Source organism: Paenibacillus rhizolycopersici, from assembly GCF_014947195.2.
GTDB classification, from domain to species: domain Bacteria; phylum Bacillota; class Bacilli; order Paenibacillales; family Paenibacillaceae; genus Fontibacillus; species Fontibacillus rhizolycopersici.
In genome coordinates this window covers 114,078-128,702 of the sequence record NZ_JADCNN020000003.1, presented here as the reverse complement: position 1 = coordinate 128,702, position 14,625 = coordinate 114,078, and the positions used below count along the sequence as shown (strand labels likewise).

Genomic DNA, 14,625 nt, shown 5'->3' with positions numbered 1-14,625 from the left:
CATGATCAAGGACATTTGGTGGCTCTCTTCCCATATCTTGCGAACGACGTTTCGAAAACGCAATAATTTGATTTTGTATGTTGGCTTGCCGCTAGCCGGAATTTTGTTAACGATGCTGATGTACGGCAACGTTGGAGAGACCGGCCTCAGGGTAGGCGTCGTGAATCAGGACGGGAATGAGACGATTGCTGCGGATACGGTTCGGTTTCTGGAAGGGCTGGACCAGATTCGGTTGACGAAAGTAACGGAGACGGAACTTCGCGAACAACTTGCGTCCGGGAAACTGGACAGCGGTCTTGTGCTAGCTGCGGGTTATTCGCAAAGCATTCTTACGGGTAAGCCTGACCATATCGGCATCCAATCGGTCAAAGGAGCACAGGTTACCGCGTACATGAAAGCGATGCTGTACAATTATACCGGGAATTTGGCCGCGCTTAGCCGAGCGGCCCAGGGGGACGAGACGAAGTTTGCCCGTCTTTATGCAGATTACCAGAACCCCAGCATGAAGCTGACCGTTCAGTCGGCCGATAGCTCCGCGGAGAAGAAGCAGGCAATGACGTATCAAACGATCGGCTTCCTGATCATGTTCATGATGATGTCGGCGGTAAATTTGTCGGAGTTGATTCTGAAGAGCAGAGAGGATCGCACCTTCTTCCGTGTCATTTCCTCGCCGATCAACGCCCGAAATTTCGTGATCGCCAACATTATCGTGAATTTAGTCGTGATGGCGGTGCAGATTATATTGACTCTGTTATTCTTGGAAAAGGTGTTCCGGATCGATACCGGAATTCCGTTCGGGCGAATGGCCCTGCTTCTGATGTTGTTCTCCCTGGTATCGATCAGCCTGTCTCTCGTCATTGTTGCTTTCTCCAAAAACAGCGGAGTCTCTGGCGCATTGCAGAACATTATCATTACGCCGACCTGTTTGCTCGCAGGCTGCTTCTTCCCGAGCGAGATCATGCCTGCGGCGGTGCGGCAGGTATCCGAATTTATGCCGCAGCACTGGGTACTGCAATCGATCGAAACGCTGCAGCAAGGCGAAGGTCTTGCCCGGATCTGGTTTAACCTGTCCGTACTGGCCGCGTTCGCCCTAGTCTTCTTCTTGCTTGCGGCCTACAAGATCGGACGCAACAACGACACACGCAATTTCATATAAAGTAGTTCAAAAGTCGTCTTTTGATCATGAAGCGTAAACGATGAAGCGGATTCGGCGTCGAATCTTGAATTCAAATCCATAAATAACTTATTTACTCGTGATGTACATCACAGATACAGTATCACCCTGCTGTTATACTACAGTTAGCCGACATCATATTTGCAAGCACCCCGCCGGACGTATTGGTGACAGAGAGCGTTACGCGATTTTCCGTCCAATACGTCCGTGCGACCAGCCAACTCATTATTGAGGCGGCAGGGTGCTTCTTTTTTTTGCCTATTTTCGGTATGATGAATTTTAGCAAAGAATATGTTTAGGAGGCTCTCCAATGGACAACTGTTTATTTTGCAAGATCGTTGAAGGTTCGATTCCCTCGAATAAGGTTTACGAGGATGAACGCGTTCTCGTTTTTCACGATATTCAGCCGGCTGCTCCCGTTCACGTGCTGATCATTCCTAAGAAGCATATCGCCTCGATGAACGACGTTGCTTCGGAAGATCTTGCCTTGATCGGCGAGATGCATCGAATTGCTCAGGAAACCGCGAAACAGCTTGGTGTAGCAGACAGCGGATACCGTCTGATCAACAACTGCGGACCCGACAGCGGACAAGCGGTGGCGCATTTACATTACCATCTCATCGGGGGCGCTAAGCTGGGTGCGCTGGTGCAATCCTCGGACTCGCACGCGCTCTAGAACTCCTTTTAGAAATTGGAAGAGAAAAATGCGGGCGCTCAGGTTGACACCCTATTTCTCTTTCCCCTATAATGAAGTTTGATGAACCGTGTTATGCTCTTGGACGGTCTGGTCGGAGGGAGGGAAAACTGGTGTCTGAAACTAAAGTTCGCAAAAACGAGACAATTGATGCTGCACTTCGTCGCTTTAAACGTTCCATCGCGAAAGATGGAGTATTGGCTGAGGTGAAGAAACGTAAGCATTATGAAAAGCCAAGCGTAAAGCGCAAGAAAAAGTCCGAGGCTGCTCGTAAGAGAAAGTTTTAGGAGGATTTAATCAGCGATGAATCTTAGCGAGCGATTGAACGAAGATATGAAGCAAGCGATGAAGAGTCAAGACAAGTTCAAGCTCTCCACCATTCGAATGGTTCGTGCTACGATGAAGAATCTTGAAATAGATTTGAAAAGAACTTTGAACGATAATGAAGTGCTTGATATCCTAAGTCGTGAAATCAAACAGCGCAAAGATGCCCTCCAAGAATTTGAGAAAGCGGGTCGTGACGATCTTGCCGAGCAAGTGAAAGCGGAAGCGGAGATCCTTGCTGAGTACCTTCCCGAACAGCTAAGCGAAGAAGAAATTAAAGTCATTGTACAGCAGACCATCCAGGAAACCGGTGCTTCTTCGAAAGCCGATATCGGGAAAGTGATGAGCGCGCTGATGCCCAAGGTTAAAGGCCGGGCAGACGGCAAACTCGTAAACCAGACGGTTCAACAGCTTTTGCCATAACTTCGAGAGACAAACACCTTCTATGAAGTCATTCGTAGAAGGTGTTTTTTCATTGTTTTCATCGTATCCAAGCCAAGGTTGCCCGCCGGAGCAGCCTTGGCTTTTTGTTGCTCTTTTCCTTTCTCATAAATCACGGAAGGGCCGCATAATTTGTACAGTAGGGGAAGGAGGATTGCCTCATATGAGCCGGTTTGTCCGCAAAATACGCAAATGGACGGTTGATGCGCTCGACCTGCCCAGCGACCTTGTATTCGATTTGCCGAGGCTCACCTTAATTGGAGGTCAGCAGTTATATATAGAAAATCACCGGGGTGTTATCCACTTCTCTCCCGAGGCACTGCATTTGGCGCTTAGTCAAGGGACGTTGGAAGTCGAGGGGAGCGAACTGGTCATTAAAGCCATCATGCCGGAAGAGGTCGTTGTGGAAGGCCGGATCTTTGGCATCAAATATCGTGGAACGGAGGAATGAATCGTGAAATCACCGGCCTTAAGCCAGTTGAGGGGTATCGTTACCATCAGGGTCCGCGGAGGATCGATCGAACAGCTCGTTAATGAACTGTCCCGTCAGGGTATCGACGTTTGGGATGTTAAGCCCTTGCCTGGAGGGCAAATGGATATGAAGGTATCTTTATCCGATTTCTTTCGCCTGCGGCCGCCGTTGAAACGGACAGGCTGCCGAATGTCGATTCGGGGGCGCTCCGGACTGCCGTTCGTATTGGCCAGGGTGTGGAAAAGAAAGGGGTTTATCGCCGGATTTGCCTTATTTGTTGCGGCGATTTTTTGTTTGTCCTCCCTGGTTTGGGACGTCGAAGTGAAAGGGAATGAGGAAATCGCCGCTCATGACGTCCTTCAGGCGGCGAAACAGGAGGGCATTTATCCGTTTCAGTGGATTTTTCGTTTGCCGGATCAGGACAAGCTCTCGGCAGAATTGACCCGCAAGCTGCCGGGTACCTCCTGGGTGGGAGTTACCCGCACGGGTACGCGGATCACGATTCAGGTTGTGGAAGCGACGAAGCCAAAGGACCAAAAGCTCGTTAGTCCGAGCCATCTCGTGAGTAAGCATGACGCCGTGATTACGCATATTTACGCGGAGAAGGGTCAGCCGGAGGTCGGAAAGAACGATCGGGTGAAGAAAGGACAAGTGCTGGTTTCGGGATTCCAGGGCGGCAAGCCGGTCGTGCCTCAAGCGAATATTCGCGGTATTGTCTGGCATGAGTATAATATTCAGGTCCCGCAGGTCTATCGACAGAAGGTATATACGGGAGAGCGGAAGCAGCGGGGATATTTGTATTTCGGCAATACGGCCATTCAATTGACCGGTTACGGTAAGGTCACCTACGCCCAGTCGGAGACGATGACGGACGAGGATCCGTTGACATGGCGCGGGTGGAAGCTCCCGATCGGTTGGATGACGGAGAAGGTCATGGAAACGACGGAGCTAGAGTTGAAACGGACGGAAGAACAAGCCAAGCAGGAGGGGATCGAGCGTGCAAAACGTGATATCCTAGCGAAATACGGCACGGATAGCGTCATTATGGATCAAAAAATTTTGCATGAGAAGGCCGACAATGGTAAAGTTTATATAAAAGTGCATTTCGAAGTAGAGCAGAACATAGCGGAAGAAGTGCCGATAGTACATGATCAAGGAGAATGAGGCTATTTGTCGGAACAACTGGTGAACATCAAATTACCGCTGCACAGTGCGGCTGAAGGGCTTTCTTTGTTTGGTCCTCAGGACTCGTTTCTGAAATTAATTGAACAGCATTTGCCAGCAAGCATTGTATTGCGGGAATCGGAAATTACCATCCGCGGAGAGCAGCGTGAAGCGGAGAAGGTAGAGCAGTTGTTTGAAGTGTTACTTGAACTGATCCGGAACGGATACATATTGACCGAACGTGACGTACTTTACGCTATCGATCTAGCTAAGGACTTCCGTGCCGATCAGCTGCTTGATTTATATAAAGGCGAGATTGCCATAACCTATCGCGGCAAGCCGATTCGGGTGAAGACCATTGGTCAGAAGCACTACGTCACGACGATCAAGAAACGGGATGTCGTCTTTGGCGTCGGCCCGGCCGGGACAGGCAAGACGTATTTGGCCGTTGTTTTAGCCATTACGGCGTTGAAGGAAGGTTCGGTCAAACGGATTATTTTGACGCGTCCGGCGGTTGAAGCAGGGGAGAGTCTCGGGTTCTTGCCGGGCGATCTGCAGGAGAAGGTGGATCCTTATCTGCGTCCGCTGTATGATGCCTTGTATGATGTCATGGGTCCAGAACAAACGGCCAAAGCGCTGGAACGCGGGTTGATTGAGATTGCACCACTCGCCTACATGCGGGGCCGGACACTGGACGATTCGTTTATTATTTTGGACGAAGCGCAGAACACAACACCGGAGCAGATGAAGATGTTTCTGACCCGGCTTGGCTTCGGATCCAAGATGGTTATCACCGGGGATGTGACGCAAATCGATCTCCCAAAAGGGAAGAAGTCCGGGCTGGTGGAAGCAAAGGCCATTTTGAGCGGGATTGAAGAGATCGGGTTCGTCCAATTTACGGAGTCCGATGTTGTTCGTCACTCGCTCGTGCAGAAGATTATTGTGGCGTACGACCGCGCTGCCGAAAACCAAGGGTAAGCTTCTTAGCCGCTTCAGGGTTTACCATGTTCAGGAGGGCTGTCTATTATGACAAATAACGATCAGCAAAAGAGAAGCGCATTTCAGTCCAGAATTACGGGATGGAAACATAGCACCGGTGTGCGTTATGTTCTGTTTGCGTTGCTTGTCGTTATGTTTTATGTCAGTTTGGCGCCCAAACTGCTACCCGAAACCTATGACATTGCGGTAGGTTTGCCTAGCGACAAGGAAATTATGGCGCCGATGGACATTCCCGACACCAAGGCGACGCTGAAGGCGCAGGAAGAGGCGGCTGAAAAGGTCGGACAGGTCTACACCATCCTCCCGTTACGTAATGAAACGTTAGTTGCGCAAATGCTGGATCGGATTTTCCGCTTGAACCAGGACGATCAGGTCTCGGAGGATGACAAGATCAAGATTTATCGGGAAGAACTGCCGCAGCGCGTCAAGGATTATGTGCAGAACTTCATCATGAACAACCGGAACTCCAGTGTCTACTCGCCGACCTTGTTTGAGGAAGTCACTCAACGCGTGGACGAGCAGCAGTATCATATCTCGGAGGAGACATTCATCAAGATTCCCCGCTTAACCGCGGAGGATATCAACGAGATGAAGCCGGTGGCCGCTGATATCGTTGCCCGTCTTACGGCGGATCCGATCGTCGAGGCGCAGGCGGCGCGAGCTAAAGTTGCCGAAATGGTCAGCACGAGCTCCCTAAGCAAACGGACCGCCCGCGAAGTCGTGCAGGAGTTGGCTCGTTTATCGATTACCGCCAACAAGTTCTACGATGAAGAAGCAACCAAGACGGCAAAGGTGGAAGCGCGCGAGAATACGCCAACCGTGTATATCAAACAAGGGGACGTTCTCGTCCAAAAGGGCGAAAGAATTACCCAGGAAATGTACACCTTGTTGGAGAAGAACGGCCTGCTGAAGGATGAAGTCAATTATTCGCCGCAATTCGGGCTCGTTTTGCTGTCCCTCCTGATGGCAACCGGGCTGATGTTGTTTATCCGTCAATCCGAAGGCGCCAGCCGATTCAAATATAACAATGCGCAGTTCGTCATGCTGTTATTGATTATTTTCATCACGATCCTATCTATGCATGTCATCAACATACTGCAAACGGAACAGCAGGCTTATATCGGGTATTTAGCTCCGATCGCCACCGGAGCAATGTTGATTACGCTGCTGTTGGACTTGCCGCTGGCGTACATTTGCTCGATCTTGTTTAGCATCTTGGCTAGTATCATTTTGAATCAGCGGCAAAGCGAAATATTTGATTTTCAATTTGGCTTCTTCGCTTTGGTGACTTCGTTTGCGGCGATTTTTGCGATTCACCGGGCTAGCCAGCGTTCCACGCTGCTCAAAGCGGGGATCATGATCTGCTTGTTTGGTGCGTTGTCGATCTTCACGTTGCAGCTGATCGATAATCAGGACTGGACGCAGAACAGCACGTTGTATGCGCTTGGTTTCTCCGTGGCTGGGGGATTGGTAACGACGATTCTGGTCATCGGCTTGATGCCTTTCTTTGAGGTCACCTTTGGGATTCTCTCGGCGCTCAAATTGGTGGAATTGTCTAATCCCAACCACCCGTTACTGCGCAAGTTGTTGACGGAAACGCCGGGTACGTACCATCACAGCGTCATGGTCGGGAATCTATCGGAAGCGGCGGCTGAAGCGATTGGCGCGAACGGCCTGCTCTGCCGTGTTGGTTCCTATTATCATGATATCGGGAAAACAAAACGGCCGAGCTATTTTATCGAAAATCAGAACAATATGGAAAACCCTCATGACTTTATAGATCCGAAGCTAAGTAAATCGATCATTATCGCCCATGCCCGGGACGGGGTGGAGATGCAAAAGGATTATAAGCTGCCGAAGCCGATTCGGGATATTGCCGAGCAGCATCATGGAACGACGTTTTTGCATTATTTTTACCATAAGGCGCTTCGCTTGGCGGAAGAACAAGGCGTGGAACCGGATTTCACTGAAGAGGATTTCCGCTATCCGGGGCCGAAAGCCCAATCGAAGGAAGCTGCAGTGGTCGGTATTGCCGACAGTGTGGAAGCGGCCGTGCGTTCGTTGCGTAAACCGACGGTGGAGCAGGTTGAGTCGATGATTGAGAAGATCATCAAAAGCCGTTTAGATGATCATCAGTTTAACGAATGTGACTTGACCATGCGGGAACTGGATTTGATCGCGCAAACGTTGAAGGAAACGGTCATGGGAATCTTCCACTCCCGGATCGAGTATCCGGAGGAAGTGAAGAAGAGTAAAGAGAACGAGGAGAAGGACAGGGGGCAAAACGTAAATGGGCCTACAGCTGGCTTGGAGCAATGAGCAGGATAAAATGGAGATCGGGCAGGAGTTGATCGATCTCTTGGATCGGGTGCTGCAGATCGCCGGACAAGCAGAGGGCGTTACCGAAGGCGAGGTCGCCCTCACGTTCGTGGACGATGAGGCGATTCATGAGCTGAACCGCGATTATCGCGGGATTGACCGACCGACGGACGTGTTGTCGTTCGCCATGAACGAATCGCTGGAGGATGAATCAGAAATGGAAATCGTCTATGAGCTCGAAGAAGACGAGGAGTTGGACGATCTGACCGATGTGCTCGGCGATATTATTATCTCCGTTGATCGGGCCAAGGCACAAAGCGAGGATTACGGCCATTCGCTGGAGCGGGAAATCGGATTCCTGTTTGTGCATGGCTTTTTGCATCTGCTAGGTTACGATCATCAGGACGCTGCCAGCGAAGCGGAAATGATGGGCAAACAGGAAGCGGCGCTCGCTGAGGTCGGGCTTGTGCGTTGATGAAGCCTTCTCGCCGCGAGTTCTCATCTTTTCGCTATGCCATGGAGGGGATCGTCACTTCGTTCAAGATGCAGCGCCATGTGCGGTTCCATTGCGTAGCGGCCGTGATTGTGATTGCTGCCGCGATTACGTTGTCTCTCCCTGTGAGAGACGTGGCCTTGTTGCTATTTGTGATCGCCTTGGTCATCTCGCTTGAGCTTGTCAATACGGCGATCGAAGCCGTTGTTGATCTCGCAGCCCCGGAGTGGCATCGTCTTGGCAAGATCGCCAAGGATGCCGCGGCCGGGGCCGTACTGGTCGCAGCGATTTTTGCGGCTGCGATCGGGATCTTGATTTTTTACGAACCAGTGATGCAGTGGTTGGGTCAGCGGTAAAGACTGATTCGCGCCACATATCCCGTACTTATTTGCCTTTGTTGAGGAGATGATATTGAATGGATTACGGTCAATTAATGCAAGAAGCAATTGAAGCCCGCAAAACGGCTTATATTCCCTATTCGGGATTTGGCGTGGGGGCCGCTCTCCTCGATAGCGAAGGCCATGTTCACCGCGGCTGCAACGTGGAGAACGCGGCGTACACCCCGGGGAACTGTGCGGAACGTACCGCAATGTTCCGGGCGATTGCCGACGGACACAAGCCGGGAACATTCCAGGCGATCGCGGTTGTAGGCGACACAGAGGAACCGGTAGCGCCTTGCGGCGTTTGCCGTCAAGTGCTGCTGGAACTATGCGGACCGGACATGCCCATCATACTGGGAAATCTAAAAGGCGACATCCGCCAGACTACGGTGCGGGAATTGCTCCCTTACGCATTTGCCCCCTCCCATCTGGAGGAAAGGTAACTTCCGGCTCTCGTTGCCCCAAACCCGCCATTCTGTTCGCAAAGACGTCAGTTGAGCAACGCTAACGGACACCAGAGCCGCTATTTGCTTGCATATGGGTGCGGTCAGATTCTAACGGACTCAGGAGCCGTTATTTCGGACAAAGTGGCAGATATGACCGACTAGAAGGATAGATAAGGTCCTTGGAGTCCGTTACACTGGGAAATCACCGGGAATTGAGCGAATAAGGTCATTACGGTCCGTTAGCGAGCGGTTCGGCATGTACAAACACGGATAAATAGAACATCAAGCACCTTTGCGGTCAGAAACGTTGATCAGGTCATAACGAAAGGAACTCAAATATGGCAAAAGCAAAATTTAAATCCGGCTTTGTGGCGATTGTAGGTCGGCCGAACGTGGGCAAATCGACGCTGATGAATCAGATCATCGGTCAGAAAATCGCCATCATGTCTGACAAACCGCAAACGACGCGGAATAAAATTCACGGCGTATATACATCGGAATCGATGCAGATCGTCTTTTTGGATACGCCAGGGATCCATAAACGCCAATCCAAACTTGGCGATTATATGAATACGACAGCGCTCAACACGCTTGGCGAGGTCGAGGCGGTGTTATTCCTCGTCGACGCCGCGGAAGGGCTGGGCGGCGGGGATCGCTTTATCATTGAACGACTAAAGGATCTGCGCACACCGGTCATCCTTGTGTTGAACAAAATCGACCGCGTGGAGCCGGAGCAATTGCTGCCTCTCATCGATGAGTACAGCAAGCTTCACTCGTTTAGCGAAATCGTGCCGATTTCGGCGATGCACGGCAATAATGTCAATACGTTGCTGGAGCAAATCGGCAAATATCTCCCGGAAGGCCCGCAATATTATCCGGAAGATCAGGTCACCGACCATCCGGAGCAGTTCGTCTGCGCGGAGTTGATTCGCGAGAAAATTCTGCACCTAACCCGCGAGGAAGTGCCGCATTCCATTGCCGTCACGATCGAAGACATGCGTGTCCAGGAGAACGGCGTGGTGAATATATCCGCAGTGATCTTCGTCGAGCGCGATTCTCAGAAGGGGATTATCATCGGCAAACAGGGGTCTTTGCTGAAGGAAGTTGGCAAGCAGGCCCGGCATGACATTGAGAACCTGCTTGGTTCGAAGATTTTTCTCGAGTTATGGGTCAAGGTCAAGAAAGATTGGCGCAACCAGGAGCGTATTCTAAAAGACCTTGGTTTCCACAAGGACTCCTAAAGGATATTATTTCATCGACATTATGAACATCGTCTATACTGGGAGTTATTGCAACGCATAGATCTCGCTCTTGGGCACATCCTATCTTTGAAGATGCAGGCGTCATTTCCGAAGAAAGGGTGAATACGAATGCGAGATTTTTCGTGGAAGTATTTTGCGATGACTGGAGATGTCGATGCTTACTTGCTTTATAAAGAAGCCAGTGGCCCGTACGAGGAGGAGGTTGCGGCTGCTGAAGAGCTGATCATAGAGGAAGAGGCTGAGTAACACGATCTGGCGGGAGAGGCGAGTTTGGGGGAAATGGAATGCTCTACAGAGTGGAAGGAATCGTCATCCGCAGCATGGACTATGGGGAAGGCAATAAAATTATTACATTATGCACGGAAACAAGCGGTAAGATCGGGGTGCTGGTGCGCGGCGCCAAAAAGGTCAAGAGCCGCCATGCGGCCCTGACCCAACCTTTTACACATGGAGAATACGTGTTCTTCCGTCAAAACAGCGGTTTGGGCACCTTAAATCAGGGTGAGATTATCGAATCTCACTTTTCTTTGCGTGAAGACCTTTTCTTGGCGGCATACGCCTCGTATGCCTGCGAGCTGCTGGATAAAACGCTGCAGGATGAAGAAATCGGCAGCTTCTGGTATACCCAACTGAAGGCTTGTCTTGAAGGCTTATCATCCGGCAAGGATCCGCAGATCGTTATCCACCTGTTTGAAATGAAAATCCTGCAGGCGGCAGGCTACGGACCTTCGTTTGAGAATTGCGTCTCTTGCGGCCGGAATGACGACTCGCCTTATGTCAGCCCGCGATTGGGCGGGAAACTGTGTCGAGGCTGCCGTCATCAGGATCCAGCCGCGATGCAGGTGACGCCCGGTGTCCTCAAGCTGCTTACATTGTTCGAACGAATGGACCTGCGCAGGCTCGGTAACGTGGAGGTTAAAGAGGAAACGAAGCAGGAGTTAAAAACGGTAATGCGTGCCTTTATGGACATGCAGCTGGGGCTTAAGCTGAAATCCCTCCATTTTCTCGATCAATTGGATAAGTATGAAATTTGACGAACGAGATAAAATTAGTTAAGATAAAAAAGAATTTCTGTGCGTTGAACGGGAAGAGTAACGAGGAAGGTCTATAAAGTCAGCTTAAGGATCAGTGGCTGATTAAGCGACCGGGGGTGGTGAGAGCCCGGATAGGCGGCCTGGTGAAACGGCGTCCCTGGAGCATAAAAGAACGATCGTGAAAAGCGGATTTGTCGGCAAAGGTCACTGATAAGCGACCTCGGCGAATCAAGTAGGGTGGAACCGCGGGAACTTAACAGTGCGAGATTAATAAGTGTTACTTCTTGATTCACTTCGTGATCAAAAGCGGACTTATTAAAGAACCACTTCACAGCTCTCGTCCCTACGTCTGACAGCAGGCGTAGAGGCGGGAGCTTTTTGTATTGTCTCTCTAACTCATGCTTGCTGAACAAACCTGAAGGTTAGGAGATGAGGTTCGCCATGAGTATTAACTTTCAACAAATGATTTTGACGCTGCAGCAGTTCTGGGCAGAACAGAATTGTATCGTCGTGCAGCCGTATGACGTGGAAAAAGGGGCAGGTACCCTGAACCCGATGACGTTCCTGCGTTCCATCGGCCCGGAGCCGTGGAATGTAGCCTACGTTGAGCCTTCCCGGCGCCCGGCCGACGGCCGTTATGGGGAGAATCCCAACCGGCTGTATCAGCACCATCAGTTCCAGGTGATTATGAAGCCATCCCCGGACAACATCCAGGAAATTTACCTGGACAGCTTGAAGCGGCTCGGCATTAACCCGCTGGAGCATGACATCCGTTTCGTGGAAGACAACTGGGAGCATCCGGGACTGGGCGCCTGGGGCCTCGGCTGGGAAGTCTGGCTGGACGGCATGGAAGTGACTCAGTTTACTTACTTCCAGCAGGTCGGCGGGATCGAAACCAACCCGGTGGCCGTGGAAATTACCTACGGCATGGAGCGCCTGGCTTCCTATATCCAAGACAAGGAAAACGTGTTTGACTTGGAGTGGGTGGACGGCACGTCGTATGGCGATGTTTTTCATCAAGCTGAGTTTGAGCACTCGAAATATACGTTTGAAATCTCCGACGTTAAAATGCTATTTACGTTGTTCAACATGTACGAACAGGAAGCAGGCAAAGCGATGGAGCAGCATTTGGTGTTCCCGGCATACGATTACGTGCTGAAATGCTCGCACACGTTTAACCTGCTGGACGCCCGCGGGGCGATCAGCGTCACCGAACGGACGGGGTACATCACGCGGGTACGGAATTTGGCACGCCAGGTTGCCGCGACCTATTTGGAGGAACGTGAGAAGCTCGGCTTCCCGATGCTTCAGAAAGGGGGTGCTGCACGTGGCTAAGGATCTGCTGTTCGAAATCGGTTTGGAGGAAATGCCGGCCCGGTTCATCCGCGCTGCGTTGGAGCAGTTGAAGGAGCGGACGGTCAAGTGGCTGGAGGAATCCGTCATCCAGCACGGAGCGGTGGAAGCTTATGCGACTCCGCGCCGGTTGGCTATTCTCGTTAAGGATGTGGCCGAGAAGCAGGAAGACGTGCATGAAGAGGTCAAAGGACCTTCGCGCAAAATCGCCTTGGACGAAAAAGGCAAATGGAGTAAAGCGGCACTTGGTTTTGCCCGAAGCCAAGGGGCGAGTCCGGAGCAATTCACATTCCGTGAAGTTGGCGGCACGGAGTACGTTTATGTCAATAAGAGCCGTATCGGCGTAGAAACCTCAAGCCTCGTCGCTGAGGGATTGCTTGGGATTTTGCAGGCGATGAATTTCCCGAAGAACATGCGTTGGGGAAATTACGATTTTAAATTCGTTCGCCCGATCCGCTGGATGGTGGCTTTGTTCGGCAAAGACATCATCGATCTAGAAATCGCTGGCGTGAAGTCCGGGAACGTGACACGGGGACACCGGTTCCTTGGGAATGAAACGGTGATTGAAGAGCCTGCAGCTTATGTGGAAACGCTACGCGCTCAGCAGGTGATCGCGGACGTGAACGAGCGTCAACAATTGATTCAGAACCAAATTGATGCCTTGGCCAAGGAAAAGGGCTGGCATATCGCGGTGAAGGAAGATTTGCTGGAGGAAGTGCTATTCTTGGTGGAGACGCCAACCGTGTTGTTCGGCACGTTCGAGGAATCGTTCCTGAACATTCCGCAGGAGGTGCTTATCACCTCGATGCGTGAGCATCAGCGTTATTTCCCGGTGCTGAACGAACAAGGAAACCTGCTTCCTTACTTCGTGACCGTGCGCAACGGCAACAACACCTCGCTGGATGTGATCGCCCGCGGCAACGAGAAGGTGCTCCGTGCCCGCTTGTCCGACGCGAAGTTCTTCTATGAAGAAGATCAGAAGCTGGCGATCAAGGACGCGTTGTCCAAGCTCGAGAGCATCGTGTTCCATGACGAGCTCGGCACGATCGGGGACAAGGTGCGCCGTATTCGCCGCAATACGGAGAAGCTGGCGGCGATGCTTGGCGCCGATACCGGGACGGCGGAGGCTGCCGCGCGTATTGCGGAAATTTGCAAGTTCGACCTGGTGACGCAAATGGTTTATGAATTCCCCGAATTGCAAGGGGTGATGGGTGAGGATTATGCCCGCAAAGCCGGCGAGCCCGAAGCCGTTGCACGAGGCGTCTTCGAGCATTATCAGCCGCGTTTTGCGGACGATGCCGTGCCGGCTTCTTCCGTAGGCTCGATCGTCAGCATCGCCGACAAAATCGACACGATCGCCGGGTGCTTCTCGATCGGTATCATCCCAACCGGTTCCCAGGATCCGTACGGACTGCGCCGTCAAGCGGCGGGCATTGTCCAGATTATTGTCGAACACCAGCTGTCCGTTTCATTGACCGATATCTTCAAGCTGGCGCTGGAAACCCATCAGCAATTCCGCGGACTTAAACGCAGCGAAGAGGAAGTGCTGAAGGATCTGATGGAATTCTTCGGACTTCGCGTCAGAAAGACGCTTTCGGACGAAGGTCTCCGTTATGACGTCGTGGACGCCGTCCTGTCGGCCGGTTATAACGATGTCGTCTCCTCGGTGGCTCGTGGCAAGGCGCTGATGGATGCTGTTAACGGGAAAGAAGACTTCAAGGCGACGGTTGAATCGTTTGGACGCGTGAGTAACCTCGCAGCAAAAGCCACCGGCGAGAAGGTTCGTTCTGATTTGCTCTCCGAACCGGCGGAACAAACGCTCTACGAGGCATGGCGTTCGGTATCTGAGAAGTACCGGGAGACGCTGGCTTCCCGCGACGCTGCGGGTGCGCTGGAGCTGATTGGCGGCTTGAAGGAAGCGATCACGGTCTTCTTTGAAGCGGTTATGGTTATGGCCGAGGACGATGCCATCCGGACAAACCGCTTGGCACTGCTGGCCGCGATTGATGAAGATCTCAAGTCGTTTGCCGATTTTGGCAAACTGGTTTGGGCATAATAGAAGAAGGAAAG

The 14,625-nt window shown here is 51.7% G+C and carries 16 protein-coding genes; all 16 read left to right on the top strand.

Translation table 11 applies throughout. The features are described from left to right. Nucleotide 1: 1 nt before the first annotated feature. Nucleotides 2-1,156 carry an ABC transporter permease gene (locus tag IM700_RS04435; protein WP_155608705.1) on the top strand — a complete coding sequence of 385 codons (1,155 nt, stop codon included), beginning with the start codon at nt 2-4 and terminating at the stop codon, nt 1,154-1,156. A 328-nt stretch (nt 1,157-1,484) separates the two neighbouring features. Beyond that, nucleotides 1,485-1,850 carry a histidine triad nucleotide-binding protein gene (locus IM700_RS04430; protein ID WP_155608706.1) on the top strand — a complete coding sequence of 122 codons (366 nt, stop codon included), beginning with the start codon at nt 1,485-1,487 and terminating at the stop codon, nt 1,848-1,850. Between the two features lie 131 nt (nt 1,851-1,981). Further along, nucleotides 1,982-2,155 (top strand): 30S ribosomal protein S21, encoded by a 174-nt coding sequence (rpsU, locus tag IM700_RS04425; protein ID WP_005547957.1) that lies wholly within the window; start codon nt 1,982-1,984, stop codon nt 2,153-2,155. A gap of 16 nt (nt 2,156-2,171) precedes the next feature. Continuing rightward, nucleotides 2,172-2,615 carry a GatB/YqeY domain-containing protein gene (locus IM700_RS04420; RefSeq protein WP_155608708.1) on the top strand — a complete coding sequence of 148 codons (444 nt, stop codon included), beginning with the start codon at nt 2,172-2,174 and terminating at the stop codon, nt 2,613-2,615. Between the two features lie 181 nt (nt 2,616-2,796). Continuing rightward, a complete protein-coding gene (gene yqfC, locus IM700_RS04415; protein WP_155608709.1) occupies nt 2,797-3,084 on the top strand; it encodes a sporulation protein YqfC in 288 nt (95 codons plus the stop codon). Nucleotides 3,085-3,087: 3 nt separating this feature from the next. Then, complete coding sequence (yqfD, locus tag IM700_RS04410) at nt 3,088-4,269, top strand: sporulation protein YqfD (protein ID WP_193416376.1); 1,182 nt, start codon at nt 3,088-3,090, stop codon at nt 4,267-4,269. Nucleotides 4,270-4,275: 6 nt separating this feature from the next. After that, nucleotides 4,276-5,247 carry a PhoH family protein gene (locus IM700_RS04405; protein ID WP_155608710.1) on the top strand — a complete coding sequence of 324 codons (972 nt, stop codon included), beginning with the start codon at nt 4,276-4,278 and terminating at the stop codon, nt 5,245-5,247. Nucleotides 5,248-5,295: 48 nt separating this feature from the next. Then, a complete protein-coding gene (locus IM700_RS04400; protein WP_155608711.1) occupies nt 5,296-7,587 on the top strand; it encodes an HD family phosphohydrolase in 2,292 nt (763 codons plus the stop codon). Further along, a complete protein-coding gene (ybeY, locus tag IM700_RS04395; protein ID WP_155608712.1) occupies nt 7,559-8,062 on the top strand; it encodes an rRNA maturation RNase YbeY in 504 nt (167 codons plus the stop codon). Before IM700_RS04400 ends, ybeY begins: the two co-directional genes overlap by 29 nt. Next, nucleotides 8,062-8,436 (top strand): diacylglycerol kinase family protein, encoded by a 375-nt coding sequence (locus IM700_RS04390; protein WP_155608731.1) that lies wholly within the window; start codon nt 8,062-8,064, stop codon nt 8,434-8,436. Before ybeY ends, IM700_RS04390 begins: the two co-directional genes overlap by 1 nt. A gap of 59 nt (nt 8,437-8,495) precedes the next feature. Continuing rightward, complete coding sequence (locus IM700_RS04385) at nt 8,496-8,903, top strand: cytidine deaminase (RefSeq protein ID WP_155608713.1); 408 nt, start codon at nt 8,496-8,498, stop codon at nt 8,901-8,903. A 341-nt stretch (nt 8,904-9,244) separates the two neighbouring features. After that, the gene (gene era / locus IM700_RS04380) at nt 9,245-10,147 is read left to right on the top strand and encodes a GTPase Era (protein WP_193416375.1); all 903 of its coding nucleotides are present in this window, start codon (nt 9,245-9,247) and stop codon (nt 10,145-10,147) included. Nucleotides 10,148-10,276: 129 nt separating this feature from the next. Further along, on the top strand, nt 10,277-10,414 hold the full coding sequence (locus IM700_RS04375; RefSeq protein WP_155608715.1) for a YqzL family protein: 138 nt from the start codon (nt 10,277-10,279) through the stop codon (nt 10,412-10,414). Between the two features lie 38 nt (nt 10,415-10,452). Next, nucleotides 10,453-11,202, top strand: a complete 750-nt coding sequence (gene recO, locus IM700_RS04370) for a DNA repair protein RecO (RefSeq protein ID WP_155608716.1) — start codon at nt 10,453-10,455, stop codon at nt 11,200-11,202. Between the two features lie 447 nt (nt 11,203-11,649). Continuing rightward, nucleotides 11,650-12,537 carry a glycine--tRNA ligase subunit alpha gene (glyQ, locus tag IM700_RS04365; protein WP_193416576.1) on the top strand — a complete coding sequence of 296 codons (888 nt, stop codon included), beginning with the start codon at nt 11,650-11,652 and terminating at the stop codon, nt 12,535-12,537. Beyond that, nucleotides 12,530-14,611 carry a glycine--tRNA ligase subunit beta gene (gene glyS, locus IM700_RS04360; protein ID WP_193416374.1) on the top strand — a complete coding sequence of 694 codons (2,082 nt, stop codon included), beginning with the start codon at nt 12,530-12,532 and terminating at the stop codon, nt 14,609-14,611. Before glyQ ends, glyS begins: the two co-directional genes overlap by 8 nt. The last annotated feature ends 14 nt before the right edge of the window (nt 14,612-14,625 follow it).